Consider the following 23,834-nt stretch of genomic DNA (forward strand, 5'->3'; position numbering starts at 1 on the left):
AACTAATTTCGCGGTGTCGCCGGCAGAGGCATCTTGTCGATGGCAAGTTAGGGTGGTGCGCGTGACCCAGTCCCGCGCGTACCACCACGGCGACCTGCGCCGCGCCCTGCTCGACGCGGCGGTGGAGGTGATGGCGGAGTCCGGCCCGGCCGTGCTGAGCCTCCGCGACCTGGCCCGCCGGGCCGGCGTCTCGCACGCCGCCCCCGCCCACCACTTCGGCGACAAGGCCGGGCTGCTCACCGCGCTCGCCGCCCAGGGCTTCGAGCTGTTGGCCGAGGCGCTGCGCGACGCCGGCGACGAACTGGTCGACACCGGGGTGGCGTACGTGGGGTTCGCGGTCCGGCACCGGGCGCACTTCGAGGTGATGTTCCGCCCCGACCTCTACCGGGCGGACGACCCCGAGGTGGTGGCCGCCCGGACCCGGGCCGGCGAGCTGCTGCGCACCGGCGTGGCCCGGCGCACCGGGCGGGGGCCGGACGTCGACGCGCTGGCGGCCTGGTCGATCGTGCACGGCTTCGCCACGCTCTGGCTCTCCGGCGCCCTGCCGCCCCGGGTCGGCCCCGACCCGGAGGCCGCCGCCCGCGCCGTGATCGGCCGGCTCTTCCCCTGACGGCCGGGCCCCTCGTCCCGCTGTGGCGAGGGCCCGGCCGCCGGGGTCACCAGCTCGTCGGCAGCGGCATGCCCTCGGTGTAGCCGGCGGTGCTCTGCACGCCGACCAGCGCCCGCTCGTGGAACTCCTCCAGGTTGCGCGCGCCCGCGTAGGTGAACGCGCTGCGTACCCCGGAGATGATCTCGTCGATCAGGTCCTCGACGCCCGGCCGGGCCGGGTCCAGGTACATCCGGGCGGAGGAGATGCCCTCCTCGAAGATCGCCTTCCGGGCCCGGTCGAACGCGCTGTCCTCGGCCGTCCGGGCGCTCACCGCGCGGGCCGAGGCCATGCCGAAGCTCTCCTTGTAGCGGCGGCCGTCGGCGTCGGTGTAGAGGTCGCCGGGGGACTCGTAGGTGCCGGCGAACCAGGAGCCGATCATCACGTTCGAGGCGCCCGCCGCCAGCGCCAGCGCCACGTCCCGCGGGTGGCGTACGCCGCCGTCGGCCCAGACGTGCCGGCCGAGCGAGCGGGCCGCCGCGGCGCAGTCGAGCACTGCGGAGAACTGCGGGCGGCCCACGCCGGTCATCATCCGGGTGGTGCACATGGCGCCCGGCCCGACACCGACCTTGATGATGTCGGCGCCCGCCTCGACGAGGTCGCGTACGCCGTCCGCGGTGACCACGTTGCCGGCCGCCACCGGGACCCCGGGGTCGAGCTTGCGGACCGTCCGCAGCGCCGAGATCATCCGCTCCTGGTGCCCGTGCGCGGTGTCCACCACCAGGGTGTCCACCCCGGCCTCCAGCAAGGCGGCCGCCTTGCCGGTCACGTCGCCGTTGATGCCCACCGCGGCGGCGACGCGCAACCGGCCCCGGTCGTCCACGGCCGGCTTGTAGAGCGTGGCGCGCAGCGCGCCCGACCGGGTCAGCACCCCGACCAGGCGGCCCTCGGCGTCCACCACCGGGGCGAGCCGCCGCCGGCCCGCCGAGAGCCGGTCGAAGCCGGTACGCGGGTCCGCGTCCGCCGGCACGGTGTGCAGTTCGGTCGACATCACGTGCCGGAGCTGGGCGAAGCGGTCCACCCCGACGGTGTCCGCCTCGGTGACCACGCCGAGCGGGCGGCCGGCCTCGTCCACCACGACCACCGCGCCGTGCGACCGCTTCGGCAGCAGGTGGATGGCGTCGCCGACGGTGTCCGTCGGGCCGAGCGTGATCGCGGTGTCGTGCACCAGGTGCCGCTGCTTGACCCAGGCGACGACGTTCGCCACCACCTCGATCGGGATGTCCTGCGGGATCACCGCGATGGCCCCGCGCCGGGCCACCGTCTCGGCCATCCGCCGGCCGGCGACCGCGGTCATGTTCGACACCACCAGCGGGATGGTGGTGCCGGTGCCGTCGGCCGCGGCCAGGTCGACGTCGAGCCGGGAGCCCACCTCGGAACGGTTGGGCGCCATGAAGACGTCGTTGTAGGTCAGGTCGTGCGCGGGAACCGCGCCATGAAGGAACCGCACCCGGCCATCATTCCTGCTCGCCGCCGGTCCTGCCGCCGCTGGTGGCCCAAACCACCCCGGCCGGCGGGACCGCCGCGGACGTCAGGAGATGGTGCAGATGGCGGCGCCGGCGGTGATGACCGCGCCGACCTCGGCGGACAGGCCGCTGATCGTGCCGGCCTTGTGGGCGTGCAGGGGCTGCTCCATCTTCATCGCCTCGAGGACCACCACCAGGTCGCCCTCGGCGACGGTGTCCCCGTCCGCCACGGCGATCTTGACGATGGTGCCCTGCATCGGCGAGGTGAGCGCGTCGCCGCCGACCGCGGCGCCGGCCTTGGCGCCGCCGCCCCGGCGGGCCGGCTTCTTCCCGGCGGGCGCGGCGGCCACCGTACCCCCGCCGAGGCCGGTCGGGAGGGTGACCTCCAGCCGTTTGCCGCCCACCTCGACCACGACGGTCTCGCGCTCGGCCGGGCCCTCGACGGCGCCGGCGGGGGCGGTGAAGGCCGGGACGGTGTTGTTCCACCCGGTCTCGATCCACCGGGTGTGCACGGTGAACGGCTCGGCGGTGAACGCCTCGTCGCGGACCACCAGGCGGTGGAAGGGCAGCGCGGTGGCCATGCCCTCGACGACCATCTCGTCCAGCGCGCGGCGGGCCCGCTCCAGCGCCTCCGTGCGGGTCTCTCCGACGATGATCACCTTGGCCAGCAGCGAGTCGAAGTTGCCGCCGATCACGTCGCCGGCCGAGATGCCGGTGTCGACCCGGACGCCCGGGCCGGTGGGCAGCCGCAGCGCGGTGATGGTGCCCGGGGCGGGCAGGAAGTTGCGGCCCGGGTCCTCGCCGTTGATCCGGAACTCGATCGCGTGCCCGCGCGGCGTCGGGTCCTCGGTGAACCGGAGCTTCTCGCCGTCGGCGATGCGGAACTGCTCGCGGACCAGGTCGACGCCGGCCGTCTCCTCGGTCACCGGGTGCTCCACCTGGAGCCGGGTGTTGACCTCCAGGAAGGAGATGGTGCCGTCCGCGCCGACCAGGTATTCCACCGTGCCGGCGCCGTGGTAGCCGGCCTCCCGGCAGATCGCCTTGGCGCTGTCGTGGATCTGCCGGCGCTGGGCCTCGGTCAGGAACGGCGCCGGCGCCTCCTCGACCAGCTTCTGGTGCCGGCGCTGGAGCGAGCAGTCGCGGGTGCCCACCACGATCACGTTGCCGTGCTGGTCGGCCAGGACCTGCGCCTCGACGTGGCGGGGCTGGTCCAGGTAGCGCTCGACGAAGCACTCGCCCCGGCCGAACGCGGCGACCGCCTCGCGGGTGGCCGACTCGAACAGGTGCGGGATCTCCTCCATGGTGCGGGCCACCTTGAGGCCGCGCCCGCCGCCGCCGAAGGCCGCCTTGATGGCGACCGGCAGGCCGTGGTCGACGGCGAAGGCCATCACCTCGTCGGCGTTGCCGACCGGGTCCGGGGTGCCGGGGACCAGGGGCGCGCCGGCCCGCTGGGCGATGTGCCGGGCGGTCACCTTGTCGCCGAGGTCGCGGATCGCCTGCGGGGTGGGGCCGATCCAGGTCAGCCCGGCGTCGATGACGGCCTGGGCGAAGTCGGCGTTCTCGGAGAGGAAGCCGTAGCCGGGGTGCACCGCGTCGGCGCCGGCCTTGGCGGCCACGTCGATCAGCTTGTCGATCCGCAGGTAGCTGTCGGCCGCGGTGTCGCCGCCCAGGGCGTACGCCTCGTCGGCGAGAGTGGCGTGCAGGGCGTCCCGGTCGGAGTCCGCGTAGACGGCGACGCTCGCCAGGCCGGCGTCGCGGCAGGCGCGGATGACGCGAGCGGCGATCTCGCCGCGGTTGGCGATGAGTACCTTGCGCACCTTGGTGGCTCCTCCCGAGGTCGTTGCCGGGAGTGTATCGGCCGGGGATTCGGCCCTAACGATCGCTCAGTGTGGGATGCCGCACTGTAGTCAAATTTGGCTATTACGCTTGTCCGGTGTCGGCAACACGGATGATGATTCTGGGCCTGGTGCGGTGGATGCAGCCGGTGCACGGCTACGACGTACGCCGTGAGCTGCTCAGTTGGAGCGCGGACAAGTGGGCCAACGTGCAGCCCGGTTCGATCTACCACGCGCTGCGCAAGCTCACCGACGAGGGGCTGCTCCGGACGGTCTCCGTCGAGCAGGTCGGCGCCCGCCCCGCCCGCACCACCTACGAGGTGACGCCGAAGGGGGACGAGGAGTTCGAGACCCTGCTGCGGGCGCAGTGGTGGCAGCTCAACGAGCCGCCGGATCCGTTCGCGGCGGCCTTCTCGTTCCTGCCGGCCATGCCGCGCGACGAGGCGGCGGCGGCGCTGCGCAACCGGGCGAACCTGATCCGCGCCGGCGTTGAGTCGATGCGCGCCTCGTTGGAGTCGGACTGGGTGCGCAACCGCAAGCCGGTGCACGTCGGCTGGATGTTCGAGCTCTGGCTGGCCCGGGCCGAGGCGGACATGGCCTGGTGCGAGCGGATCGCCGAGCGGATCGAGTCCGGAGTGTCGTACCTGCCTGCTGGGCTGGAGCAGGCCGAGGGGTGGTCGGGCTGGACGGACGGCGCCACCGACGCGGAATAATCAACGTTGACCACAAGAGTTATATCGCGTTACTCTCTGCGCGAGCCGTGGGGAAGCCGTGCGTCCTCCTCGCGGACCATCGGCGGCCGGTCGCGTCCGGCCCGGAGGACCAGGAGCAGACATGATCGAGACCAGGGGGCTGCGGAAGTCGTTCCGCTCCCGCGCGGGTCGCGAGACGAAGACCGTGGACGCGGTCCGTGGCGTCAACCTCGAGGTGGCCGAGGGGGAGATCTTCGGCTTCCTCGGCCCCAACGGCGCCGGCAAGACCACCACCCTGCGGATGCTCGCCACCCTCATCGAGCCGGACGGCGGCGAGGCCACCATCGCCGGGGCCGACCTGCGCAAGGACCCGGCCGAGGTGCGCCGGCGCATCGGCTACGTGGCCCAGGGCGGCAGCACCTGGGACGAGTCCACCGCCCGCGAGGAGCTGGTGCTGCACGCCCGGCTCTACGGCATCGCCAAGGCCGAGGCGAACCGCCGGGCCACCCGCGCCCTGGACGCCTTCCAGCTCAGCGAGTACGCCGACCGCAAGTGCAAGACCTACTCCGGCGGCCAGCGCCGGCGGGTCGAGATCGCGCTCGGCATCATCCACGAACCGAAGATCGTCTTCCTGGACGAGCCGACCACCGGCCTCGACCCGCAGAGCCGGGCGCACATGTGGGACGAGATCCGCCGGCTGCGCACCGAGGGCATGACCGTCTTCATCACCACGCACTACCTCGACGAGGCCGACGCGCTCTGCGACCGGATCGCGATCATGGATCACGGCGAGGTGGTCGCGGAGGGCACCCCGGCCGAGCTGAAGCGCGAGATCTCCGGCGAGGTGGTGCTGGTCGGCCTCGACGCGGCCTCCACCCCGCAGGCCGCCGAACTGCTCGACACCGAGGCGTACGTCAGCAAGCTGGAGACCGCCGACGAGGGCGGCCTGCGCCTCTACGTCGACGAGGGCGCCACCGCCATCCCGCAGGTGCTGCGCCGCCTCGACCACGCCGGGCTGGAGCTGCGCTCGATCGAGCTGCACCGCCCCAGCCTCGACGACGTCTTCCTCACCAAGACCGGCCGCTCGCTGCGCGAGTCCTGAGCATCGGGAGCACTGTCATGAAACTCGCCCGCGACACCTGGCTGATCTTCCAGCGCCAGATCCAACTGCTGCTGCGCAACCCCGTGTGGGTCTTCGTCGGCGTCTTCCAGCCGGTGATGTACCTGCTGCTCTTCGCCCCGCTGCTCAAGCCCGCGCTGAACGCGCCGACCCAGGCCGAGGCATACAAGATCTTCGTGCCCGGCCTGCTCGTGCTGCTGGCCATCTTCGGCGGCCTGTTCCAGGGCTTCGGCCTGATCGCCGAGCTGCGCGCCGGGGTGATCGAGCGGTCCCGGGTCACCCCGGTCAGCCGGCTCGCCCTGCTGCTCGGTCGCTCGCTGCGCGACGTGGTCTCGCTGGTCGCGCAGGCGGTCATCATCACCCTGCTGGCGCTCCTGTTCGACCTGCGCGTCTTCATCGGCTACCTGCTGCTCGCGTACCTGATGTTGGCCCTCATCGCACTCATGACCTCGGCCGTCTCCTACGGCGTCGCGCTCAAGGTCAAGAGCGAGGACGCGCTGGCCCCGCTGATGAACACCGTGGCCCAGCCGGTGCTGCTGCTCTCCGGCATCCTGCTGCCGCTGACCTTCGCCCCCGGCTGGCTCCAGGGCGTCGCCAAGTGGAACCCGTTCTCCTGGTCCGTCGACGGCGTCCGGGCGCTCTTCGCCGGTGACCTGAGCAACGACAAGGTCTGGCAGGGCCTGACCATCATCGCGGTGCTCGCCGTCGCCGGGGTGGTCTGGGCCGCCCGGCAGTTCGCCCGCAGCGTCCGCTGACCCGACGAGAGCTGCCTCTCAACCGGGGCGGGGTGCCGGCCGGCCGCGCGTACCGTAAGGCCGGTGCCCCGCCTCACCCGTGACCGGACGACCTGGCTGAGCTATGCCCAGCTGGGATTGTGGGGCTTCTTCCTCTACGGGTTCGGTCCCGTCGTACCGCTGCTCCGCGACGAACAGGGCACCAGCGCCGCCGTCGCCGGCCTGCACAGCACCGGCATCGCGGTCGGGGCGCTGGCCGGCGGCGCGCTCTTCGCGCCGGCCGCCCGCCGCCTCGGCCGCGGCCCCGCCATCTGGTTCGGGCTCGCCGGCGTGGCCGCCGGCGTCACCGCGCTCGGCCTGCTCCACCCGCTGCCCGCCACCATCGCCGCCGTCGCGGTGATCGCCACCTTCGGCATGATGGTGATCAGCGGGGTCAGCGTGGTGCTCACCGCCCACCACGGGCTCGCCGCACCCGCCGCGCTCACCGAGGCCAACGCCGCCTGCGCCGGCATGGGCATCCTCGCGCCGCTGGTCATCGGCACGACCGTGGACGCGGGCCTCGGCTGGCGGCCGGCGATGGCCGCCGAGGTCGGGCTGATCACCGTGGTCGCGCTCGCCGCCATGACATTCCGGGTACGCCTGGCGAAAGCCGCCCCCGCTACCGCGGCTGCCGCCAACCCGCCCACCTCCCCGTCCGCTCCCTCCGCACCCCCGATCTCGGAAACTTTCCGTTCGCCTCGCACGGAAACTGTCCAAGATCTCCCTCGTCCGGCAGCGATGGAGGCGGCGGCGAGGGCAGGCGTCGACCCTGCCGGCCGCGCGATGTCGGGGCGGCTGCCGCGGGCGTACTGGATCGCCTGGGTGCTCATGTCGGTCACCGGCTCGATCGAGGTCTGCCTGTCGCTCTGGACCGCCGACGTGCTCCGTACCCACGCCGGCCTCAACGCCGGCGGGGCATCGGCCGCGGTCGCGGCGATCGTCTGCGGCATGTTCGCCGGCCGGCTGGCCGGCGGCCGGCTCGCGCTGCGCTGGCCGCCGGTGCCGCTGCTGCTCGCCGCGCTGACCATCTCGCTGGCCGGGTTCGCGCTGTTCTGGTCCGCCCCGGTGGGCTGGCTGGCCGTCACCGGCCTGGTCGTGCTCGGGCTGGGCAACGCCCTGCACTACCCCCTGGCGATCTCCATCGCCCTCGCCGTGGCCGGGCCGGCCGCGGACAAGGCGGCCGGCTGGGCGTCGTACTCGATGGGGGTGGGCTTCGGGATCGCGCCGGTCGCGCTCGGCTGGGTGGCCGACGGCGTCGGCCCGCACCTGGCCTTCCTGCTCCTGCCCGGCTTCATCGCCGCGGCCATGCTGCTCACCGTGCGCCTCGGCCGCGCCCTGCGCCTACGCGCACCCACCGACGACCGCACCCCGGTCTCCGCCGCCGCGTGATCGCCTGATCGAACTCCGCTCGGAGTGGTGGCGGTGTCCGAGCCTGCTGGACACCGCCACCTCGGCATGCTTGCTCAGAGCACCCGGGCCAGGGTCACGCCGTCGGCGATGGGAAGCATGACGACCTCGACGCGGACGTCGGCGAGAATCTCGTCGTTGAAGGCGGCGATCGCGCGGTCGTCGGCATTCTGCGGGGCGAGCACCCGCCCGCCGCGCAGCGTGTTGTCCACCGCGATCACCGCGCCCGGCCGCATCCGGGGCACCAACTCGTCCCAGTAGACCGGGTAGCCGACCTTGTCGGCGTCGATGAACGCGAAGTCCAGGTAGCGCTCCTGCGGCAACTCACGGAGGGTGTCCCTGGCCGGGCCGATGCGCAGCTCGATCCGGTCCTGGACGCCCGCGCGGGTCCAGTACCGCCGGGCCACGCCGGTGTACTCCTCGGAGATGTCGAAGCAGGTCAGGCGGCCGCCCTCGGCAAGGCCCCGGGCGATGGCCAGCGAGGAGAGCCCGGTGAACGTGCCCACCTCCACCGCCTGCCGGACACCGAGCAGCCGGGTCAGGAAGGTCAGGAACGCGGCCTGCTCCGGCGCGACCTGCATGTCCGCCTGGGCGGGTAGGGCGGCGCGGGTCTCCTCGGCCAGCTCCCGGACGATCTCGTCCGGGGCGGATCCGTGCGCCACGAGGTACGCGTGCAGTTCCGGGGTCAGCGGCAACGGCTTCGTGCTCATGATCGGACGTTAGCCGAGATGTTCGATCTGTTGGCCCCCTGGCGCGACCTTCGTCCACAGGTCGGTGATGTTCAGCTCCAACTGGGCGAGGAGACCACGCAGCAGCGGCAGGGAAAGCCCCACCACGGTGCCCGGGTCGCCGTCGATGCCGGTCAGGAACGCCCCGCCCAGCCCGTCGATGGTGAACGCCCCGGCCACCGCCAACGGCTCACCCGTCGCCACGTACGCGGCGATCTCCGCGTCGCTGATGTCGGCGAAGTGCACGGTGGTCGAGGCGACCCCCTCTGCGCCGGACTCCTGCACGGCGTCGAGCAGGCAGTGACCGGTGTGCAGCACCCCGCTGCGCCCGCGCATCCGCCGCCAGCGCCGGGTGGCGTCCGCCGCGTCCGCCGGCTTGCCCAGGATCTTCCCGTCGAACGCCAGCACCGAGTCGCAGCCGAGCACCAGCGTCCGCTCGTCGGGGTTGGGACGCAGCCGGCCCAGCACCGCCTGCGCCTTCAGCCGGGCCAGCTCCAGGCACAGCTCCTCGGCGCGGTCGCTGACCACCTGCGACTCGTCAACGCCGCTGACCAGCACGTCGGGTTCGATCCCGGCGGCCTGGAGCAGCTTGCGGCGGGCGGGACTCTGCGAGGCGAGCACGAGGCGGAGCGGCACGGAGGTCGACACCCCACCGACGCTACCGGCTGATCCGCGGCGGCGGGTCGTCGCCACGTCGACGCCGGCGCCAGACCAGGTAGCCGACACCCGCCGCCAGCAGCACGCCCAACGTCGCCAGGCCGCGCGCGGTGGAGTCGTCGTCGTTCTTGTTCCCTGCCGCGGTCGCGGGAGGCGCGGTGACTGACGGCGTTTCGAAGCCGAGTGGAGGAACGTCGGCGGTGAGGGCGGCGACCAGGTCGATGACCCCGTAGCCGTACTCGTCGTCGCGGCCGGGTGGGCCCTTGTCGATCGCGGTGGCGGTCAGGCGGTGCGCGACCTCCTGGGCGGGGAGGTGGGGGTATTTCGATCGGATCAAGGCGGCGGCACCGGCCACGATGGCAGTGGCATCGGAGGTGCCGGTGCCGACGCGATAACCACCGTTGATTCCCGTGCTGTAGATGTCCACCGCCGGCGCCACCACGTCGATTTCCGGCCCGGTGACAGAGATGGCCGCATGGTTTCCGTTTCGGTCGACACCGCCGACGGCAATAACGCCAGGCTCACTTGCAGGGTACCCAACGAACGACGACCTCGTCGTATTTCCTGCCCCGGCTACAACGATGATGTCTGCCTGAATCGCTTCTTTGATAGCTCGTTGGAGCCGTCTTTCTGCCCCGCCGGCGGCCGAGATGCTTATGACGTCTACGTGCCGGGACACGGCGTACTCGACGGCTTCGGCTAGTGCCTCTGAACTTCCATCCTGATGGGGCGGAGACGCGTAGATTGGCAGTATCTTGGCCCTTGGAGCGATGCCGATAGTCCCCTCCCTGACGCCGTGGCCGTGAGCGGCAATCAGCCCGGCCATGCCGGTCCCGTGCCCGTCTTCGTCGCGGCGGCCGTCGCCTGCGCCGCCTGGAATGACGTCGATTCCAGGCAGGACATTGTTGCTTAAGTCGGGGTGGCTGGCGACTCCGCTGTCTGCTACCGCAACTACAACGCCGTCGCCCTCAGCAACGGCGTGTGCTGCGCCCACTCGTAGATACCCGACGTGCCATTGAGCATCTCTACTCAAGGCGGCATCGGACTGGCCAGGCGCAAAGAGAACTGTTGCCGTAAGTGCAGCCACCGCAGTACCGAAGCGGTAACCCGTCAGATTCACCTGTCAAATCCGATTGCAGGGCCCGGATCGATCGGCCCCTCTTCCTCTGGGGCGCGGACGACGGGCGGCACACCTTCATCAGTCTTCCAGGGGTCATTGGGATCCCAGTCGAGCCCCTTAATTTCGTCGCCCGACTTCCTTGCGGGTCGACCCAACGGGCCGAAGGAGTTGGTTCCGGTTGCGCTAGGACTGCCGCCGATCGGGTGCAGCCCGCCAATGTTGGCGTGTTGGGAGTATCGACCTGTACCTGGTCGGGAGCCTGCAGCGCCGGCTGGAGCCGTGCCGGCCGCGCCGCCACCAATCACGCCACCGACGGGATTGACTCGACGAGGTGAAGTTCCGCTGGTCGGCTGGTTTAGTCCTGAATAAGGACCGCCGATTAGGCCGCCAGATGGCACCGACCGCGAGGGAGGAGGGGGTGTCGTAGACCTCTCGCCGCCGCCACGAGCGACTCCGCCTCGAGGAAATCCTGGCGTAGGCAGTGACTTTGCTCCTCCGGCTACCGGAGGCGGCGGTCCGGTAACACCGACTGCCGGCGGGGTGTTGGCAGGTGTTGACGGGGTAGGCGTGACGGTCAGCGGCGGCGCTGGGGCCAAGCCAGCGCCCGTCCCACCCAAAATTGGGCCGACGCCGGTCGCTTGAGGCATCGGTGTCGGCGCTGCGGTAACACTAGGTCGACCGGCAAAAGATGACTTTTGGACCGACATCGGCACAGGAACGATCGGTGGAATCAGCGGTGTGGTGCCGTCGATCCCTGACGTCTGGATGTTCTCGTCCACCTTCGGAACCGACCTGGGTGGAGGTTGGCGGAGCATGACTTGGGCTTGTTGGAGTTCGCCGCTCAATCCCGTCATCAACCCGCGCGCCCGCACGTTCAACTCTTCGAGATCCGCGTCCGTCACCGGCGGCTTCTCCGGCAGCCGGCTTCCCGCCACCGCCTTCGGGTCGGCGAGCACCGTCTCGTACGCCCGCTTTCGCCGCACCTTCTCCGCGTACTCGTCAAAGAGCGGTTTGAGTTCGGCCCGGGTGCTGCCAATGGCGCGGGTGGCGGCGGCGAGCGCGTCGTAGTTCGCGGCCGCGGCATCGTGGGTGCGCTGGACCTGGTCGATGAGCTGGTCGAGTTCGGCGAGGTACGCGCGCGCGGCGGCGTTGGTCTCCGGCGGCCACGCCTCGGCGAGCCCGCGCCGGTATTCGCGCAACCGGCTGACGTGGGCCAGGGCGAGGTCGCAGACCTTGCGCCAGCCGGCGACCTGCTTCCACTGGCCGGTGGTGTCCTGGTCCTGGAGGCACGCCCACATGCTGTGCACGTCCATGAGGCGCCAGTCGGTGAGCCCGGAGGTGCGCCCGCTGCCCCGTTCGATCACGGCAGGACCACCCGCCCCTGCTCGGGTGCGGTGGGGTCGGTCAGCGGCGGCACCGGGCGGGCGGTCGCCGCCGACGGCGCGGCCAACGCCCGTTCGACGTCGGTGACCCGGGCCGAGGAGAAGGCGTCGGAGTCGTCGTAGGCGGCCGCGATGTGGCCGGCGGCGCCGGCCAGCCGGCCGGTGGCCGGGGCCAGGTCCCAGACCATGGTGACCGTGGCCTTCTGGGTCTCGTGGTGGGCCTGGAGGAACTGGACCAGCTCGATGAACGCGTCGGCCGGGTTGGGGATCGGGGCCTTCATGTCGTCGGCGATGTACGACAGGTGGGGGGCGTAGTTGCGGGTGACCCCGTCCTGGAGCCGGTCGGCGAACTCGCGCATCCGTTGGATGTCGGCCTCGATGCCGCCGTAGTCACGCAGCCAGCCGGCCGGCTGGTTGTCCTCCGGGATCATCGACCCTCCCTGCCCGTCACCGCACGGTTTCCCTGAGTGAGGTTAATCGCTCGGCGCGGATCCCGGCAGTCCTGATGCGGGGGTGCGTACCCGGGAAGGGTCAGCGGGGGAGGCCGGAGGCGCGCCACGCGCCGGGGCCGGCGGCCGGCGCCGCGCCGGCCGGACGGGCGCTGCGCGCCCACTGCGACACGGCGGCCGGCGCGGGGGCCGCGGCCGGTCGGGTCCGCACCACGATCGCGCCGACCAGGGCGGCCAGTTCCTCGGCGGTGGGCACGCCGCGGACGATCCGGAACAGCGGCTCTTCGGCAGACATGCCGACAGGGTACGCGTCCAGAACTTGACCTTCACCGCACAGTGGCGTGCCGCCGGTGTACGCGTCGGGGCTGCCGGGTACGGTTTCAGCGATGTCTAACCCGCTTCCTCAACTCGTCGCCGACCGGTATCGGCTCATCTCGCCGCTCGGCCAGGGCGGCATGGGTCGGGTGTGGAAGGCGCGCGACGAGGTGCTGCACCGCGACGTGGCGATCAAGGAACTCGTCCCGCCGCCCAGCCTCACCCCGGAGGAGCGCCGCGAGATGCGGGAACGCTCGTTGCGGGAGGCCCGGGCCATCGCCCGGCTCAACAACGTCAACGTGGTCCGCATCTTCGACGTGCTGCGCACCGACGGCGATCCGTGGATCGTCATGGAGTACGTGGCGTCGAAGTCGTTGCAGGACACCATCGCCGAGGACGGCCCGGTCACGGCGGCGAAGGCCGTGGAGATCGGTCTGGGGGTGCTGGGCGCGCTGAAGGCCGCGCACAAGGCCGGCATCATGCACCGCGACGTGAAGCCGGGCAACGTGCTGCTCGGCGACGACGGGCGCGTGGTGCTCACCGATTTCGGCCTGGCCACCATCCCGGGCGATCCGAACGTCACTCGCACCGGCATGGTGCTCGGCTCGCCCGCGTACATCGCGCCGGAGCGGGCGAAGGACGGCACGGCGGGGCCGGAGGCCGACCTCTGGTCGCTGGGCGCCACGCTCTACGCCGCCGTCGAGGGCAAATCGCCGTACGCGCGGCCGTCGGCGATCGCGACCCTGGCCGCGCTCGCCACCGAGCCGCTGCCGCCGCCGAAGAACGCCGGGCCGCTGAAGCCGGTGCTCCAGGGCCTGCTGCGTAAGGACCCGGAGGAGCGGATCACCGCCGAGGTCGCGGAGCGCATGCTGCGCAAGGCCTTGGGGCGGCGGGCCAAGGGCATCTCGCTGCTGGACGGCGTACGCCGGCCGGGGCCGAACGGTCCGCGCGGGCCGCGCCCGCCGCTGGTGCCGGCGCCGCGTCCGGCCGACGACCAGGCCGAGCCGCCGGTGGCCCCGGCGCCGCGCAAGCCCGAGGGGGGTACGGCCGCGGCCGCCGCCGCCGGGATCGCCGGCGCCACAGCAAAGGTGCCGGCCGGCGCGGACGCCGCGCCCACCGCGAAGGTGGCCCCGCCGGTCGCCGAGCCGACCACGAAGCTCGACGCCGAGCCGGTGGTCGACGACACCCGGGTGGACGGTCCCGACCCGGCCCTGGACGAGACGCGGCTGGACGGCGAGCCGGTGGTGGAGCCGCCGGCCCCGCCGAGGAACCCCACGTCGGTGCTGGCCGAGCCGGTCAGCCCGGCGCCGTCGGCCGGCCGGGCGGCGGTGATCCCGGGTACGCAGCCGGAGCGCAACCGGCGCAACCTGCTGATCGGCGCCCTGGTCGCGGTGCTGCTGGTCGGCCTCGCGGTGGCCGTGCCGCTGCTCAACTCCGGTGACAACGACAGGAACGGCGGGCAGCAGGCCGCCGCCACGACGTCGGCCGCGGCCCCGCTCGCGCCGGGAACCAGCGCCGGGCCGACCTCGGCCGCGCCGAGCAGCGCGGCGCCCAGCGCGACCCCCTCGGCGACGCCGTCGCCCACGGCCTTCGTGCTGCCGGCCGGGTGGACTCTCTACGAGGGCCCCATCGGCTTCAAGGTGCCGATCCCGAACGGGTGGAAGGCGCGGGTCCGCTCCGCCGACAACTCGGTGGTGCTTTACGAGGTGGGTGGCACGAACCGGGTGCTGCTGATCCAGTGGACCAACTCGCCGGAGAAGGACGCGTACGCCGACTGGAAGAGCAAGGAGCCGGACCGGCGGAGCCGGGTCACCGCGTACCAGTACGTCAGCATCAAGCCGTGTGACTGGTACCGGACCTGCGCCGACTGGGACTGGCTGGAGACGCGGGACAGCGGCGTCCGCTTCCACGTGCGCAACCGGGGCGTGGCCACCGCCAGCAACCGGGGCTACGCCCTGCGCTGGGAGGTCCCGGCGGACGCCTGGGACGCCAACCTGGCCAATTGGGAGATCATCACCAAGGGCTTCCAGCCCGATCGGTCGAACTGACCCGGCGAATCCCGCCGTTGCGAAACTGACTCGCATGGCCTTCCGTCCTCCGGGGTAATGAGACCCGCGACGACGGAAGGAGGTACGACATGGGTTACCGACACAAGGACACCGGCCCCCGGCTGGCACTGTGGATGCTCGTCGCGCTCGGGGACGTGGTCCTGCTGCTGGTGAGCGCCGGCCTCTCCGCGCCGGTCGCGGTGCTCGGTGTCGTCGCCCTCACCGTCGCGGGGGTGGCGACGTGGCGGCTGGCCCGCCGGACCACCCTGGCCGGGCGGGGCGCGGTTCCCGTGCCGGTCGGCTCGCGACGCAGGGCGTGACCTGGACGGTCAAGACGGCAGTGGCGGCAGCCGGACCAGCTATCGACCTCGGTCGTAGCCGATCCCGCTGCCGCCGACTGGCGACCGTGGGGGATGGTCAGGTGTTGTTGGCCAGGGCGATCAGCCGGGTCCGGTCACCGTTCCAGTAGTTGCGGTCGACGTTGCCGCTGATCCCGGAGACGGCGCCGGTGCTGGTGTACTGCCAGAAGCTCCAGAACGGGGCGCCGGCCGGCAGGGTGCCTACCGTGCTGGACCACCGGGCGACCCAGAGCGGGTGGTTGGCCCACGGGGCGGTCCAGCTGCCGGTGCACTGGTTCCACCAGCTGGTGGTGGTGTAGATGACGGCGTACCGGCCGGTGCGGGACCGGTAGGTGTTGAGGAAGTCCTGGACCCAGTTGCGCATGCCGGTGGTGGTCAGGCCGTAGCAGTAGCCGCCCGCGTACGGGTTGCCCTCCAGGTCAAGTGCGGCGGGCAGGGTACGGCTGTCGGCGGACCAGGCGCCGCCGTTGGAGGCCAGGTAGTTGGCCTGGGTCGAGCCGGCGGAGATGTTCGGCCGGGCGAAGTGGTACGCCCCGCGGATGACCCCGGCGTTGTACGCGTTGACGTAGTTCGCGTTGAAGTTCGGGTCCTTGTAGCTCGTGCCCTCGGTGGCCTTGATGAAGGCGAACTGGATGCCGGCGTTCCGCACGCTGGTCCAGTTGATGCTGCCCTGGTAGCGGGAGACGTCGATGCCGGGGGTGGTGGCCGCGGCGGCCGGTCCGGCGGTCGCGACGAGGGCCGCTGCCGCGGTGGCGGCGACGGTCAGGCCGGCGGCGAGCAACCGGCGCACGGAGAGTCTGGTACGAGCCATCGATGCCTCCCAGGGGCGTCAACTGATTGACGTCAATCTTTGGAGGTAAGTGCCCTAGATCGCAAGAGGGCTTAAAGAATTTTTCATTGACGATCGTCGTCGCCTCAATGGCCCTCGCGGGACGGTTCAGCGGAGCGCGCTCGGGTCGATCGCCCAGCGGAAGGGATCGGTGACGGTCAGTGTCTCGCCAGCCTTGGCGACCCGGTCCTCGACGTAGTGCTCCCCGTCCAGCCGGTGCAGCCGTAGCGAGTGGCTGTCGCCGTCCTGCTCCACCAGCAGGTACCAGGGGATGCGGGCGATCGCGTAGAGCTGCATCTTGAGCAGGCGGTCGGCGGCGGCGTTGCCCGGTGACACGATCTCTCCGACGAGAAACACCCGGTCCGCGTCGAGGAACGTGCCCTCGTCGTCGGCGTCCGTGACGACGAGGTCCGGGATGACGATCCGGTCGACCCCGAGCCGGACGTTGATCGCGTCGTAGACCGAGAGCCCCTCCGGCTCCGCGGCCACCTCGATACTGTTCGCCAGTCGTCGCGCCACCCGCTGGTGCCGTCGGCTCGGGGCAGGGCTCACGATCAGGCTCCCGTCGAGCAGTTCGATCCGGTCTGGTGTCTCGCCCAGGGCGAGATAGTCGGCCTCGGTCCAGAGGCCGACGTGCTGCCCGAAGGGCTCCAGCGGAGCGGCACTCACCGGCATTCACCTCCCGATCCGATCGCCACCCGATCAGTCTCACAGCTTACGAGGCTGCGCTCAGCCAACGACACAGCTCAGGCCGGTAGGCTCCCCGCTCATGCCCCTGATCGACGGCCTCACCACCCTCTGGGACAAGCTGCTCGGCGCCCAACCGGACCCGCCGCCGCTGCTGGTGCTGCTCACCGCCGTCGTGGCGGTGGTGGTGGTCGCCACCCGGCTGCCCTGGCGGATCGCCCGCAACGCGGTGACCATCGCCCACGAGGGCGGCCATGCGCTCGTGGCCCTGCTGACCGGCCGGAAACTGCGCGGCATCCGGCTGCACTCGGACACCTCCGGACTCACCCTCTCCGCCGGCCGCCCCTCCGGCCCGGGAATGATCCTCACCCTGCTCGCCGGATACGTGGCCCCGTCCCTGATCGGTCTGGCGGGGGCGTGGCTGCTCGCCGGCAACCGGATCACCCTGCTGCTCTGGGTCGCGGTGCTGCTGCTGCTGGCCATGCTGGTGATGATCCGCAACGTCTTCGGCGTGCTGTCGCTGCTGGTCACCGGCGGCGTGGTGCTCGCCGTCTCCTGGTACGCCTCGCCGCAGGTGCAGGCCGCGTTCGCCTGGACGTCGGTCTGGTTCCTGCTCTTCGGCGGCGTCCGCCCGGTGATCGAGCTGCAACGGCTGCGGAGCCGGGGGCGGATGCCCGAGTCCGACGCGGACCAGCTCGCCCGGCTCACCCCCTTCCCGCCGCTGTTCTGGGTGACCGTGTTCCTGCTGGTCAGCCTGGCCGCGCTGGGCGCCGGCGCGCTGCTGCTCGCCGGCCCGATCCTCACCGACGCCGGCCTGACGATCTGAGCGGCACCTCCGCCCGCCCGGAGCGCCGCTAGGCTGCGCCCGCATGGACGAGGTGACCGCCCGGAACCGGGCCGCGTACGACGGGATCGCCGCCGACTTCGCTGCCCGGAACCCCGAGGTGCCGGGCACCTACCGTGAGCTGGCGGAGGAGTTCCACCGCCGGCTCGACGGGCCGTTGCTCGACCTGGGCTGCGGCCCGGGGCGGGATCTCACCTTCTGGGCCGACCGTGGCGCGACGCCGGTCGGGCTCGACCTCTCGGCCGGGATGCTGCGCGAGGCCCGGCGGCGGGTGGCCGTGCCTCTGGTCCAGGCCGACCTGCTGCGGCTGCCGTTCCGCGCCGGTGCCTTCGGCGGTGCATGGTGCTCGGCGGCCCTGCTGCACCTGCCGAAGGCTGCCGCGCCGGCGGCGCTGGCCGGCGTCCGGCGGGTGCTCCGACCGGGCGCTCCGCTGCTGCGGGACGTCACCGACCTGGGCCAGCGGTGGCTCTGCCACCTCGGCACCGTGGCCTGACCGGGTGACGGCCGACCGCCACTCGCCGAGGAGGCCCACGGACACGCAACCTGCCCGATGTGGAGTGGATCACCCGGCGGGCGGGGCCGGGGCGGGGCAGAATCGGACGGATGCGATACGTGATCATCGGGGCGGGCGCGGTCGGCGGCACCATCGGCGTACGGCTGGCAGAGGCCGGCCGCGACGTGACGCTGGTGGCCCGCGGCGCGCACCTGGACGCGCTCCGGGAGCGGGGCCTGACCCTGCGGACGCCCGACGGCACGGTGACCAGCCAGCTGCCCGCGGTGGCCGGGCCGGACGGCCGCCCGCTGCCGGCGGACACCGTTCTGGTGCTCACGGTCAAGTCCCAGGACACCGCGGCGGCCCTGGCGACCTGGGTGGACACCCCGGTCGAGGGCGGCGGCACGGCGGGTGAGCGGCTGCCGATCGTGCTGGCCCAGAACGGCGTCGCCAACGAGCCGGCCGCGCTGCGGCTGTTCGCCCGGGTGCACCCGGTCTGCGTCTGGCTGCCCGCCACCCACTTGGAACCCGGCGTGGTGGTGGCGAACGGGTACCCGCACCCGGGGATGCTGCACCTCGGCCGCTACCCGTCCGGCGCCGACGACACCAGTCGCGCGGTCGCCGCCGACCTGACCGCCGCCGGGTTCGTCTCCCCCGTCCGCGACGACGTGATGCGCTGGAAGTACGGCAAGCTCCTCGGCAATCTCGGCAACGGCCTCCAGGCGCTGCTCGGCCCGGACGTGCCCGAGCCGCTGGCCGCCCGGGTCCGCGCCGAGGGGGAGGAGGCGCTGGCCGCCGCCGGCATCCCGCACACGACCCGCGAGGAGGAGGCCGCCGAGCGGGGCGAGCTGGTACGGCACCGGCCGGTCGACGGCGAGGAGCGAGCCGGGGGCTCCACCTGGCAGAGCCTGGCCCGGGGCGCCGGCTCCGCCGAGGCGGACCACCTGAACGGCGAGGTCGTGCTGCTCGGCCGGCTGCACGGGGTGCCCACCCCGGCCAACGAGGCGGTCCAGGCCGCCGTCCGTCGGGCGGTCCGTGAGCGCATCCCGGCCGGCGGCTTCCCCCTCGCCGAACTGGAGAAAATGGTCGGCTGACCGGGCAACCGGACGCTGCGCGCCACGCGTGTCCCCTGCGAACACGGGGAGGTGGCAGGTGCCCGACAGCGACGGATTCGACGAGTTCTACCGGGGCAGCCGACAACGACTGCTGGGCTTCGTCTACGTGCTCACCGGCAACCTGGCCGAGGCGCAGGACGCCGTGCAGGAGGCGTACATCCGGGCCTGGCAGCGCTGGTCGACGGTGCACGGGTACGACGACCCGGAGGCGTGGGTGCGGGTGGTGGCCAGCCGGATCGCGGTGAGCCGCTGGCGCAGCCTGCGCAGCCGGGCCCAGGCCCACCTGCGGCACGGGGCACCGGAGAGCGTCCCCGCGCCGAGCACCGAGACGCTGGAGGTGGTGGCCGCGCTGCGCCGGCTGCCGGAGGCCCAGCGCACCGCCATCGCGCTGTACTACCTGCTCGGGATGCCGGTGGCCGAGGTGGCCCGGGAGACCGAGGTGCCGGTGGGCACCGTCAAGGCCCGGCTTTCCCGGGGGCGGGCCGCGCTCGCCGGGCTGCTTGCCGTCGTGGATCTGGAGGAGGAGGCCGCAGATGCGTGACGATGTGACTTTCGTCGAACTGTTGCACCGGGACCTGCGGGAGGTCCGCTGGCCGGAGCCGGCCGAGATCCGGGCCGCGGCCCGGCGCCGCAGCCTGCGTACGGCGGCCGCGGCCGCGGCGGCGGTGCTGGTGGTCGCCTCGGTCTCCGCCGTCGTCGTGGGGCGGGCCGGGACCCCCGGGCCACCGCCCGCCGCCACCGCCGGCGGACGCGCGGAGATCCCAGTGGAGGCGATGCTGACCCCGGCCGATGTGCCGGCGAAGAGTGATGAGCGGCTCGGCGACACGGGCCTCGGTGAGCGGGTACGGGTGGACGACATCCTCCGTGCCTGCGGGCAGGAGCGTGGGCTGCCGGCGGATGACACCGCTTCGCTCTACTCCCGTTCGCAGACGCTGATGGGCACGGTCGAGGTGGACGGCTTCGCCCCGTACCGCAGGCCGGTCGTCAGCCAGGACGTCTACCGGGTGGAGGCCGCGGCGGCGGGTCAAATCTTCGCCGACCTCGACCGGCTCGCGGCGGCCTGCGCAGGGTGGCAGCAGGTGAGCTCGGTCCAGGGAGACGCGGGGACGGTCACCGCCACGGTGGTGCACCACTGGGCGGTGGCCGCGAGTGGCTTCGCTGGTGACCAGGCGATCCTGCTCCGGCACAGCATGTCCGTGCAGGTGGACCCGGCGACCGGCGAACCGGTCGGTATCCCACCCCGCCCCGAGGAGCGGCTGGTCGTCCGGGTCGGCGACCTGGTCACCGTGCTGGTGCCGGAGGAGCCCCTGCAGCCTGACGTGCCGGGTAGCACGGTGAACCAGGCGCAACTGCTCGACGTGGCGCGCACTGCGGCCCACCGGATGTGTGTCGCCGCCAATCCCGGCTGCTGACGCGCCGAGGCCCCCACCGGACATCCGGCGGGGGCCTCGGCGGGACCGCTACAGCGGGATGTTGCCGTGCTTCTTCGGCGGCAGGGTCTCGCGCTTGGTGCGCAGCACCCGCAGCGCCCGCACGACCTGCGTCCGCGTCTCGTGCGGCGGAATCACCCCGTCGACGTACCCACGCTCGGCGGCGATGTACGGGTTGGCCAGGGTGTCCTCGTACTCGGCGATCTTCTCGGCGCGGACGGCGGCCGGGTCCTCGGCGTTGGCCAGCTCCGAGCGGTAGAGGATGTTCACGGCGCCCTGCGCCCCCATCACCGCGATCTGTGCGGTCGGCCAGGCGAAGTTCAGGTCCGCGCCGAGGTGCTTGGAGCCCATCACGTCGTACGCCCCGCCGTACGCCTTCCGGGTGATGACGGTGACCTTCGGGACGGTGGCCTCGGCGTACGCGTAGATGAGTTTCGCGCCGCGGCGGATGATGCCGTCCCACTCCTGCCCGGTGCCGGGGAGGAAGCCGGGGACGTCCACGAAGGTCAGCACCGGGATGTTGAAGGCGTCGCAGGTGCGCACGAACCGGGCCGCCTTCTCGGAGGCGGCGATGTCCAGGGTGCCGGCGAAGTGCATGGGCTGGTTGGCGACCACGCCCACCGGGCGCCCCTCGACCCGGCCGAAGCCGACCACGAGGTTCTGCGCGTAGAGGGGCTGGACCTCCAGGAACGCGCCGTCGTCGAGGACGTGCTCGATGACCCGGTGCATGTCGTACGGCTGGTTGGCCGAGTCCGGGATCAGCGTGTCCAGCTCCCGGTCTTCGTCCGTGATGTCGAGATCCACATCAGCGGAGAAGACCACCGGCTCGTCCAGGTTGTTCGACGGCAGGTACGACAGCAGCGCCTTGACGTACTCGATCGCGTCCTCCTCGTCCGTGCCGAGGTAGTGCGCGTTGCCGCTGCGGGCGTTGTGGGTGCGGGCGCCGCCCAGCTCCTCCATGCCCACGTCCTCGCCGGTGACCGTCTTGATGACGTCGGGGCCGGTGATGAACATGTGCGAGGTCTGGTCGACCATCACGGTGAAGTCGGTGACCGCCGGGGAGTAGACGGCGCCACCCGCGCACGGGCCCATGATCAGCGAGATCTGCGGGATGACGCCGCTGGCCCGCACGTTGCGGAAGAAGATCTCGCCGTAGAGGCCGAGCGAGGCGACACCCTCCTGGATGCGTGCGCCGCCCGAGTCGTTGATGCCGACGACCGGGCAGCCGATCTTCATGGCCAGGTCCATCAGCTTGACGATCTTCTCGCCGAAGACCTCGCCGAGGGAACCGCCGAAGACGGTGAAGTCCTGCGCGAAGACGCAGACCTGCCGGCCGTCCACCGTGCCGTAGCCGGTCACCACGCCGTCCCCGTACGGGCGGGTCTTCTCCAGCCCGAAGTTGGTCGAGCGGTGCCGCGCGAATTCGTCCATCTCGACGAAGGAACCCTCGTCGAGGAGCATCTCGATCCGCTCCCGAGCGGTCTTCTTGCCCCGCGCGTGCTGCTTCTCGACCGCGCGCGCCGACCCGGCGTGCACCGCCTCGTCGAGCCGTCGCTCCAGGTCCACCAGCTTGCCGGCGGTCGTGTGGATGTTGATCCCGGTCTCGGTAGTCACCCAGGGAATATAACGATGGTTCAGGTGGGTGACGCTGTGCAGTGCGCCTCACCGCTTCCCGGCGACCGGCCGGCGTGCGGGCCGTAGGCTGGCGGGATGCCCGGCTCGCCGTACACCGATCTGGACCGCCCGCCACTGTCCGCGGCCCGGCTGCGGCGCGCGCTGGTCGCGCCGAACGGGCCCTGGCGCCGGCTGGAGTTGCGCGCCGAGACCGGCTCGACCAACGCCGACGTGGTTGGGGCCGCCCGGGCCGGTGAGCCGGAGGGCCTGGTGGTGGTCGCCGAGCGGCAGACGGCCGGCCGGGGCCGGCGCGGCCGCGTCTGGCAGTCGCCGCCGCGGGCCGGCCTCGCCACCAGCGTCCTGCTCCGGCCGGGTGAGGCCGACGCGGAGCGCGGCTGGTCGCCCGTGCCACCGCAGGGGTACGGCTGGCTGCCGCTGCTGGCCGGCGTCGCGCTGGTCGAGGCGGTGGCCCTGCTGGCCGAGCTGGACGCCCGGCTCAAGTGGCCGAACGACTTGCTGCTGGACGGTGCCAAGTGCGCCGGCGTGCTCGCCGAGGCGGTGCCCGGTGCGGCGTCGGACCAGCCGCCCGCGATCGTGGTGGGCATCGGCCTCAATGTGACCCTGCGTGCCGACGAGCTGCCGGAGAACCCCACCGGGCTGCCGGCCACCTCGCTCCAGCTCGCCGGGGCCGCGGCCACCGACCGGGACCCGCTGCTGCGCGCCCTGCTCCGCTCGCTCGCCGACTGGTACGAGCGCTGGCGGGACGCCGGGGGCGACGCGGTCGCCAGCGGCCTGCGGGACGCCTACCTGGCGGGCTGCGCCACGGTCGGCCGGGAGGTCCGGGTGCTGCTTCCGGACGGCCGGGAGGTACGCGGCACTGCCACCGGCGTGGACCCGGACGGGCAGCTGCTGGTCGCCGGCCCGGAGGGCGAGCTGCGCCTCGCGGCCGGCGACGTGCTTCACCTGCGGTGAAAGGAGGGGCCCCGGTTAACGCCTCCGGTATGGGAGGGGGCCCTCCCAACACCCGCCGCCCGGCTGATCCGGGGACGTGCGCCGACCGGTTACGGTCAGCGCGTCCTGTTCTGCGAGGAGGTTCCCGTGGCGTTCCCCGAAGACGTGCTCACCGAGGACGAGCACGTCGTGCTGCATCTCCACCCGCACTGGAAGGCCCTGATCCGGCCGATCCTGGTGCTGGTGCTCGCCGTCGCGGCGGTGGTCGCGGGCTGGGTCCTGCTGCCCGAGGGCGACGGCGGCACCATCGCGCTCTACGTGATCGCCGTGCTCGGCCTGGTGCTGGTGTTCTGGCTGGGGCTGTGGCCGTTCCTGGTCTGGCGCACCACCCACTACCTCTTCACCAACGAGCGGGTACTGCTCCAGGAGGGGGTGTTCTCCCGCAACCGGCGGGACCTGCCGCTGACCCGGATCAACGACCACGCCATGCACCAGAAGTTCCTGGAGCGGATGCTCGGCTGCGGCACGCTGACCATCGAGTCCGCCGGTGAGCGCGGCCAGTCGGTGCTCAGCGACGTGCCGCACGTCGACAAGGTCCAGACCAAGCTCTACGAGCTGGTCGAGGCCCACCACGACCGGCACAGCCTGGGCGACGGCGAGATGCGCGAGATCCTGGCCGACATGACCGAGGGCAAGCCGCTGCGCGACCCCTCCGCCTGACCCCTGGCGTGGGGGGGGGCCCCCCCCCCGGGGGGGCGCCCCCCCCGCGGGGGGGGGGGGGGGGGGGGGGGGGGGGGGGGGGGGGGGGGGTGGGGGGGGTGGGGGGGGGGGGGGGGGCGGGGGGGGGGGTGGCGGGGGGGGGGGGGGGGGGTGG

General features: G+C 72.5%; 25 protein-coding genes. 14 read left to right on the forward strand and 11 right to left on the reverse strand.

Annotated features, from left to right (window positions below; genetic code table 11):
* The first annotated feature begins 61 nt into the window (after nucleotides 1–61).
* Entirely contained in the window at nucleotides 62–610 is a 549-nt protein-coding gene (locus ACFYPD_RS28495) for a TetR/AcrR family transcriptional regulator (RefSeq protein ID WP_387119908.1), read from the forward strand.
* Between the two features lie 46 nt (nucleotides 611–656).
* Here ACFYPD_RS28495 and ACFYPD_RS28500 read toward each other — a convergent pair whose 3' ends face one another.
* Both ACFYPD_RS28500 and ACFYPD_RS28505 read right to left on the reverse strand, forming a co-directional pair.
* On the reverse strand, nucleotides 657–2,096 hold the full coding sequence (locus ACFYPD_RS28500; RefSeq protein ID WP_387119911.1) for a GuaB1 family IMP dehydrogenase-related protein: 1,440 nt from the start codon (nucleotides 2,094–2,096) through the stop codon (nucleotides 657–659).
* A gap of 81 nt (nucleotides 2,097–2,177) precedes the next feature.
* Nucleotides 2,178–3,929, reverse strand: coding sequence for an acetyl/propionyl/methylcrotonyl-CoA carboxylase subunit alpha (locus tag ACFYPD_RS28505; protein ID WP_387119914.1), 1,752 nt, complete (start codon nucleotides 3,927–3,929; stop codon nucleotides 2,178–2,180).
* Between the two features lie 131 nt (nucleotides 3,930–4,060).
* Between ACFYPD_RS28505 and ACFYPD_RS28510 the strand changes: the two genes are divergently transcribed.
* The 4 genes from ACFYPD_RS28510 to ACFYPD_RS28525 all read left to right on the forward strand — a co-directional run bounded on the left by ACFYPD_RS28510 (nucleotide 4,061) and on the right by ACFYPD_RS28525 (nucleotide 7,921).
* On the forward strand, nucleotides 4,061–4,660 hold the full coding sequence (locus ACFYPD_RS28510; RefSeq protein ID WP_387120009.1) for a PadR family transcriptional regulator: 600 nt from the start codon (nucleotides 4,061–4,063) through the stop codon (nucleotides 4,658–4,660).
* A 121-nt stretch (nucleotides 4,661–4,781) separates the two neighbouring features.
* A complete protein-coding gene (locus tag ACFYPD_RS28515) occupies nucleotides 4,782–5,741 on the forward strand; it encodes an ATP-binding cassette domain-containing protein (RefSeq protein WP_387119917.1) in 960 nt (319 codons plus the stop codon).
* A 17-nt stretch (nucleotides 5,742–5,758) separates the two neighbouring features.
* Nucleotides 5,759–6,514, forward strand: a complete 756-nt coding sequence (locus ACFYPD_RS28520) for an ABC transporter permease (RefSeq protein WP_107076419.1) — start codon at nucleotides 5,759–5,761, stop codon at nucleotides 6,512–6,514.
* 63 nt (nucleotides 6,515–6,577) lie between these two features.
* Nucleotides 6,578–7,921 (forward strand): MFS transporter, encoded by a 1,344-nt coding sequence (locus ACFYPD_RS28525; RefSeq protein WP_387119920.1) that lies wholly within the window; start codon nucleotides 6,578–6,580, stop codon nucleotides 7,919–7,921.
* Between the two features lie 74 nt (nucleotides 7,922–7,995).
* Here the strand turns inward: ACFYPD_RS28525 and ACFYPD_RS28530 are convergent, their stop codons facing one another.
* The 6 genes from ACFYPD_RS28530 to ACFYPD_RS28555 form a co-directional block, all read right to left on the reverse strand.
* A complete protein-coding gene (locus ACFYPD_RS28530) occupies nucleotides 7,996–8,649 on the reverse strand; it encodes an O-methyltransferase (protein ID WP_357940917.1) in 654 nt (217 codons plus the stop codon).
* Nucleotides 8,650–8,658: 9 nt separating this feature from the next.
* The gene (locus ACFYPD_RS28535) at nucleotides 8,659–9,315 is read right to left on the reverse strand and encodes a Maf family protein (protein WP_387119923.1); all 657 of its coding nucleotides are present in this window, start codon (nucleotides 9,313–9,315) and stop codon (nucleotides 8,659–8,661) included.
* Nucleotides 9,316–9,325: 10 nt separating this feature from the next.
* A complete protein-coding gene (locus tag ACFYPD_RS28540) occupies nucleotides 9,326–10,438 on the reverse strand; it encodes a S8 family serine peptidase (protein ID WP_387120012.1) in 1,113 nt (370 codons plus the stop codon).
* Nucleotides 10,439–10,440: 2 nt separating this feature from the next.
* Nucleotides 10,441–11,808: a hypothetical protein gene (locus tag ACFYPD_RS28545; RefSeq protein ID WP_387119926.1), complete on the reverse strand. Its 1,368-nt coding sequence runs from the start codon at nucleotides 11,806–11,808 to the stop codon at nucleotides 10,441–10,443.
* On the reverse strand, nucleotides 11,805–12,257 hold the full coding sequence (locus ACFYPD_RS28550) for a hypothetical protein (protein ID WP_387119929.1): 453 nt from the start codon (nucleotides 12,255–12,257) through the stop codon (nucleotides 11,805–11,807). Before ACFYPD_RS28550 ends, ACFYPD_RS28545 begins: the two co-directional genes overlap by 4 nt.
* 100 nt (nucleotides 12,258–12,357) lie before the next feature.
* Entirely contained in the window at nucleotides 12,358–12,570 is a 213-nt protein-coding gene (locus ACFYPD_RS28555) for an acyl-CoA carboxylase subunit epsilon (RefSeq protein ID WP_387119930.1), read from the reverse strand.
* 91 nt (nucleotides 12,571–12,661) lie between these two features.
* Between ACFYPD_RS28555 and ACFYPD_RS28560 the strand changes: the two genes are divergently transcribed.
* Entirely contained in the window at nucleotides 12,662–14,638 is a 1,977-nt protein-coding gene (locus tag ACFYPD_RS28560) for a serine/threonine-protein kinase (RefSeq protein ID WP_387119933.1), read from the forward strand.
* An 89-nt stretch (nucleotides 14,639–14,727) separates the two neighbouring features.
* A complete protein-coding gene (locus tag ACFYPD_RS28565; RefSeq protein WP_387119935.1) occupies nucleotides 14,728–14,958 on the forward strand; it encodes a hypothetical protein in 231 nt (76 codons plus the stop codon).
* A gap of 97 nt (nucleotides 14,959–15,055) precedes the next feature.
* On the opposite strand, the gene ACFYPD_RS28570 is transcribed toward ACFYPD_RS28565, so the two are convergent.
* Both ACFYPD_RS28570 and ACFYPD_RS28575 read right to left on the reverse strand, forming a co-directional pair.
* Entirely contained in the window at nucleotides 15,056–15,808 is a 753-nt protein-coding gene (locus ACFYPD_RS28570) for a GH25 family lysozyme (protein WP_387119938.1), read from the reverse strand.
* 126 nt (nucleotides 15,809–15,934) lie between these two features.
* The gene (locus ACFYPD_RS28575) at nucleotides 15,935–16,495 is read right to left on the reverse strand and encodes a Uma2 family endonuclease (protein WP_387119941.1); all 561 of its coding nucleotides are present in this window, start codon (nucleotides 16,493–16,495) and stop codon (nucleotides 15,935–15,937) included.
* A 100-nt stretch (nucleotides 16,496–16,595) separates the two neighbouring features.
* On the opposite strand from ACFYPD_RS28575, the gene ACFYPD_RS28580 reads away from it, so the two are divergent.
* From ACFYPD_RS28580 to ACFYPD_RS28600, 5 genes are all read left to right on the forward strand, one after another.
* Complete coding sequence (locus ACFYPD_RS28580) at nucleotides 16,596–17,339, forward strand: M50 family metallopeptidase (RefSeq protein WP_387119944.1); 744 nt, start codon at nucleotides 16,596–16,598, stop codon at nucleotides 17,337–17,339.
* A 43-nt stretch (nucleotides 17,340–17,382) separates the two neighbouring features.
* Nucleotides 17,383–17,850 (forward strand): class I SAM-dependent methyltransferase, encoded by a 468-nt coding sequence (locus ACFYPD_RS28585; RefSeq protein ID WP_387119947.1) that lies wholly within the window; start codon nucleotides 17,383–17,385, stop codon nucleotides 17,848–17,850.
* 110 nt (nucleotides 17,851–17,960) lie between these two features.
* Entirely contained in the window at nucleotides 17,961–18,944 is a 984-nt protein-coding gene (locus ACFYPD_RS28590) for a ketopantoate reductase family protein (RefSeq protein WP_387119951.1), read from the forward strand.
* Nucleotides 18,945–19,002: 58 nt separating this feature from the next.
* Nucleotides 19,003–19,506, forward strand: a complete 504-nt coding sequence (locus tag ACFYPD_RS28595) for a SigE family RNA polymerase sigma factor (protein WP_387119954.1) — start codon at nucleotides 19,003–19,005, stop codon at nucleotides 19,504–19,506.
* On the forward strand, nucleotides 19,499–20,377 hold the full coding sequence (locus ACFYPD_RS28600) for a hypothetical protein (RefSeq protein ID WP_387119957.1): 879 nt from the start codon (nucleotides 19,499–19,501) through the stop codon (nucleotides 20,375–20,377). The genes ACFYPD_RS28595 and ACFYPD_RS28600 overlap by 8 nt, the downstream gene beginning before the upstream one ends.
* A 48-nt stretch (nucleotides 20,378–20,425) precedes the next feature.
* Here ACFYPD_RS28600 and ACFYPD_RS28605 read toward each other — a convergent pair whose 3' ends face one another.
* Nucleotides 20,426–22,009: an acyl-CoA carboxylase subunit beta gene (locus ACFYPD_RS28605; RefSeq protein WP_387119960.1), complete on the reverse strand. Its 1,584-nt coding sequence runs from the start codon at nucleotides 22,007–22,009 to the stop codon at nucleotides 20,426–20,428.
* Nucleotides 22,010–22,105: 96 nt separating this feature from the next.
* Between ACFYPD_RS28605 and ACFYPD_RS28610 the strand changes: the two genes are divergently transcribed.
* Entirely contained in the window at nucleotides 22,106–22,981 is an 876-nt protein-coding gene (locus tag ACFYPD_RS28610) for a biotin--[acetyl-CoA-carboxylase] ligase (RefSeq protein WP_387119962.1), read from the forward strand.
* 126 nt (nucleotides 22,982–23,107) lie between these two features.
* On the forward strand, nucleotides 23,108–23,680 hold the full coding sequence (locus tag ACFYPD_RS28615; protein WP_387119965.1) for a PH domain-containing protein: 573 nt from the start codon (nucleotides 23,108–23,110) through the stop codon (nucleotides 23,678–23,680).
* Nucleotides 23,681–23,834 lie beyond the last annotated feature (154 nt).

This window comes from Micromonospora sp. NPDC005299, assembly GCF_042872345.1.
In the GTDB taxonomy this organism is placed as follows: Bacteria; Actinomycetota; Actinomycetes; order Mycobacteriales; family Micromonosporaceae; genus Micromonospora.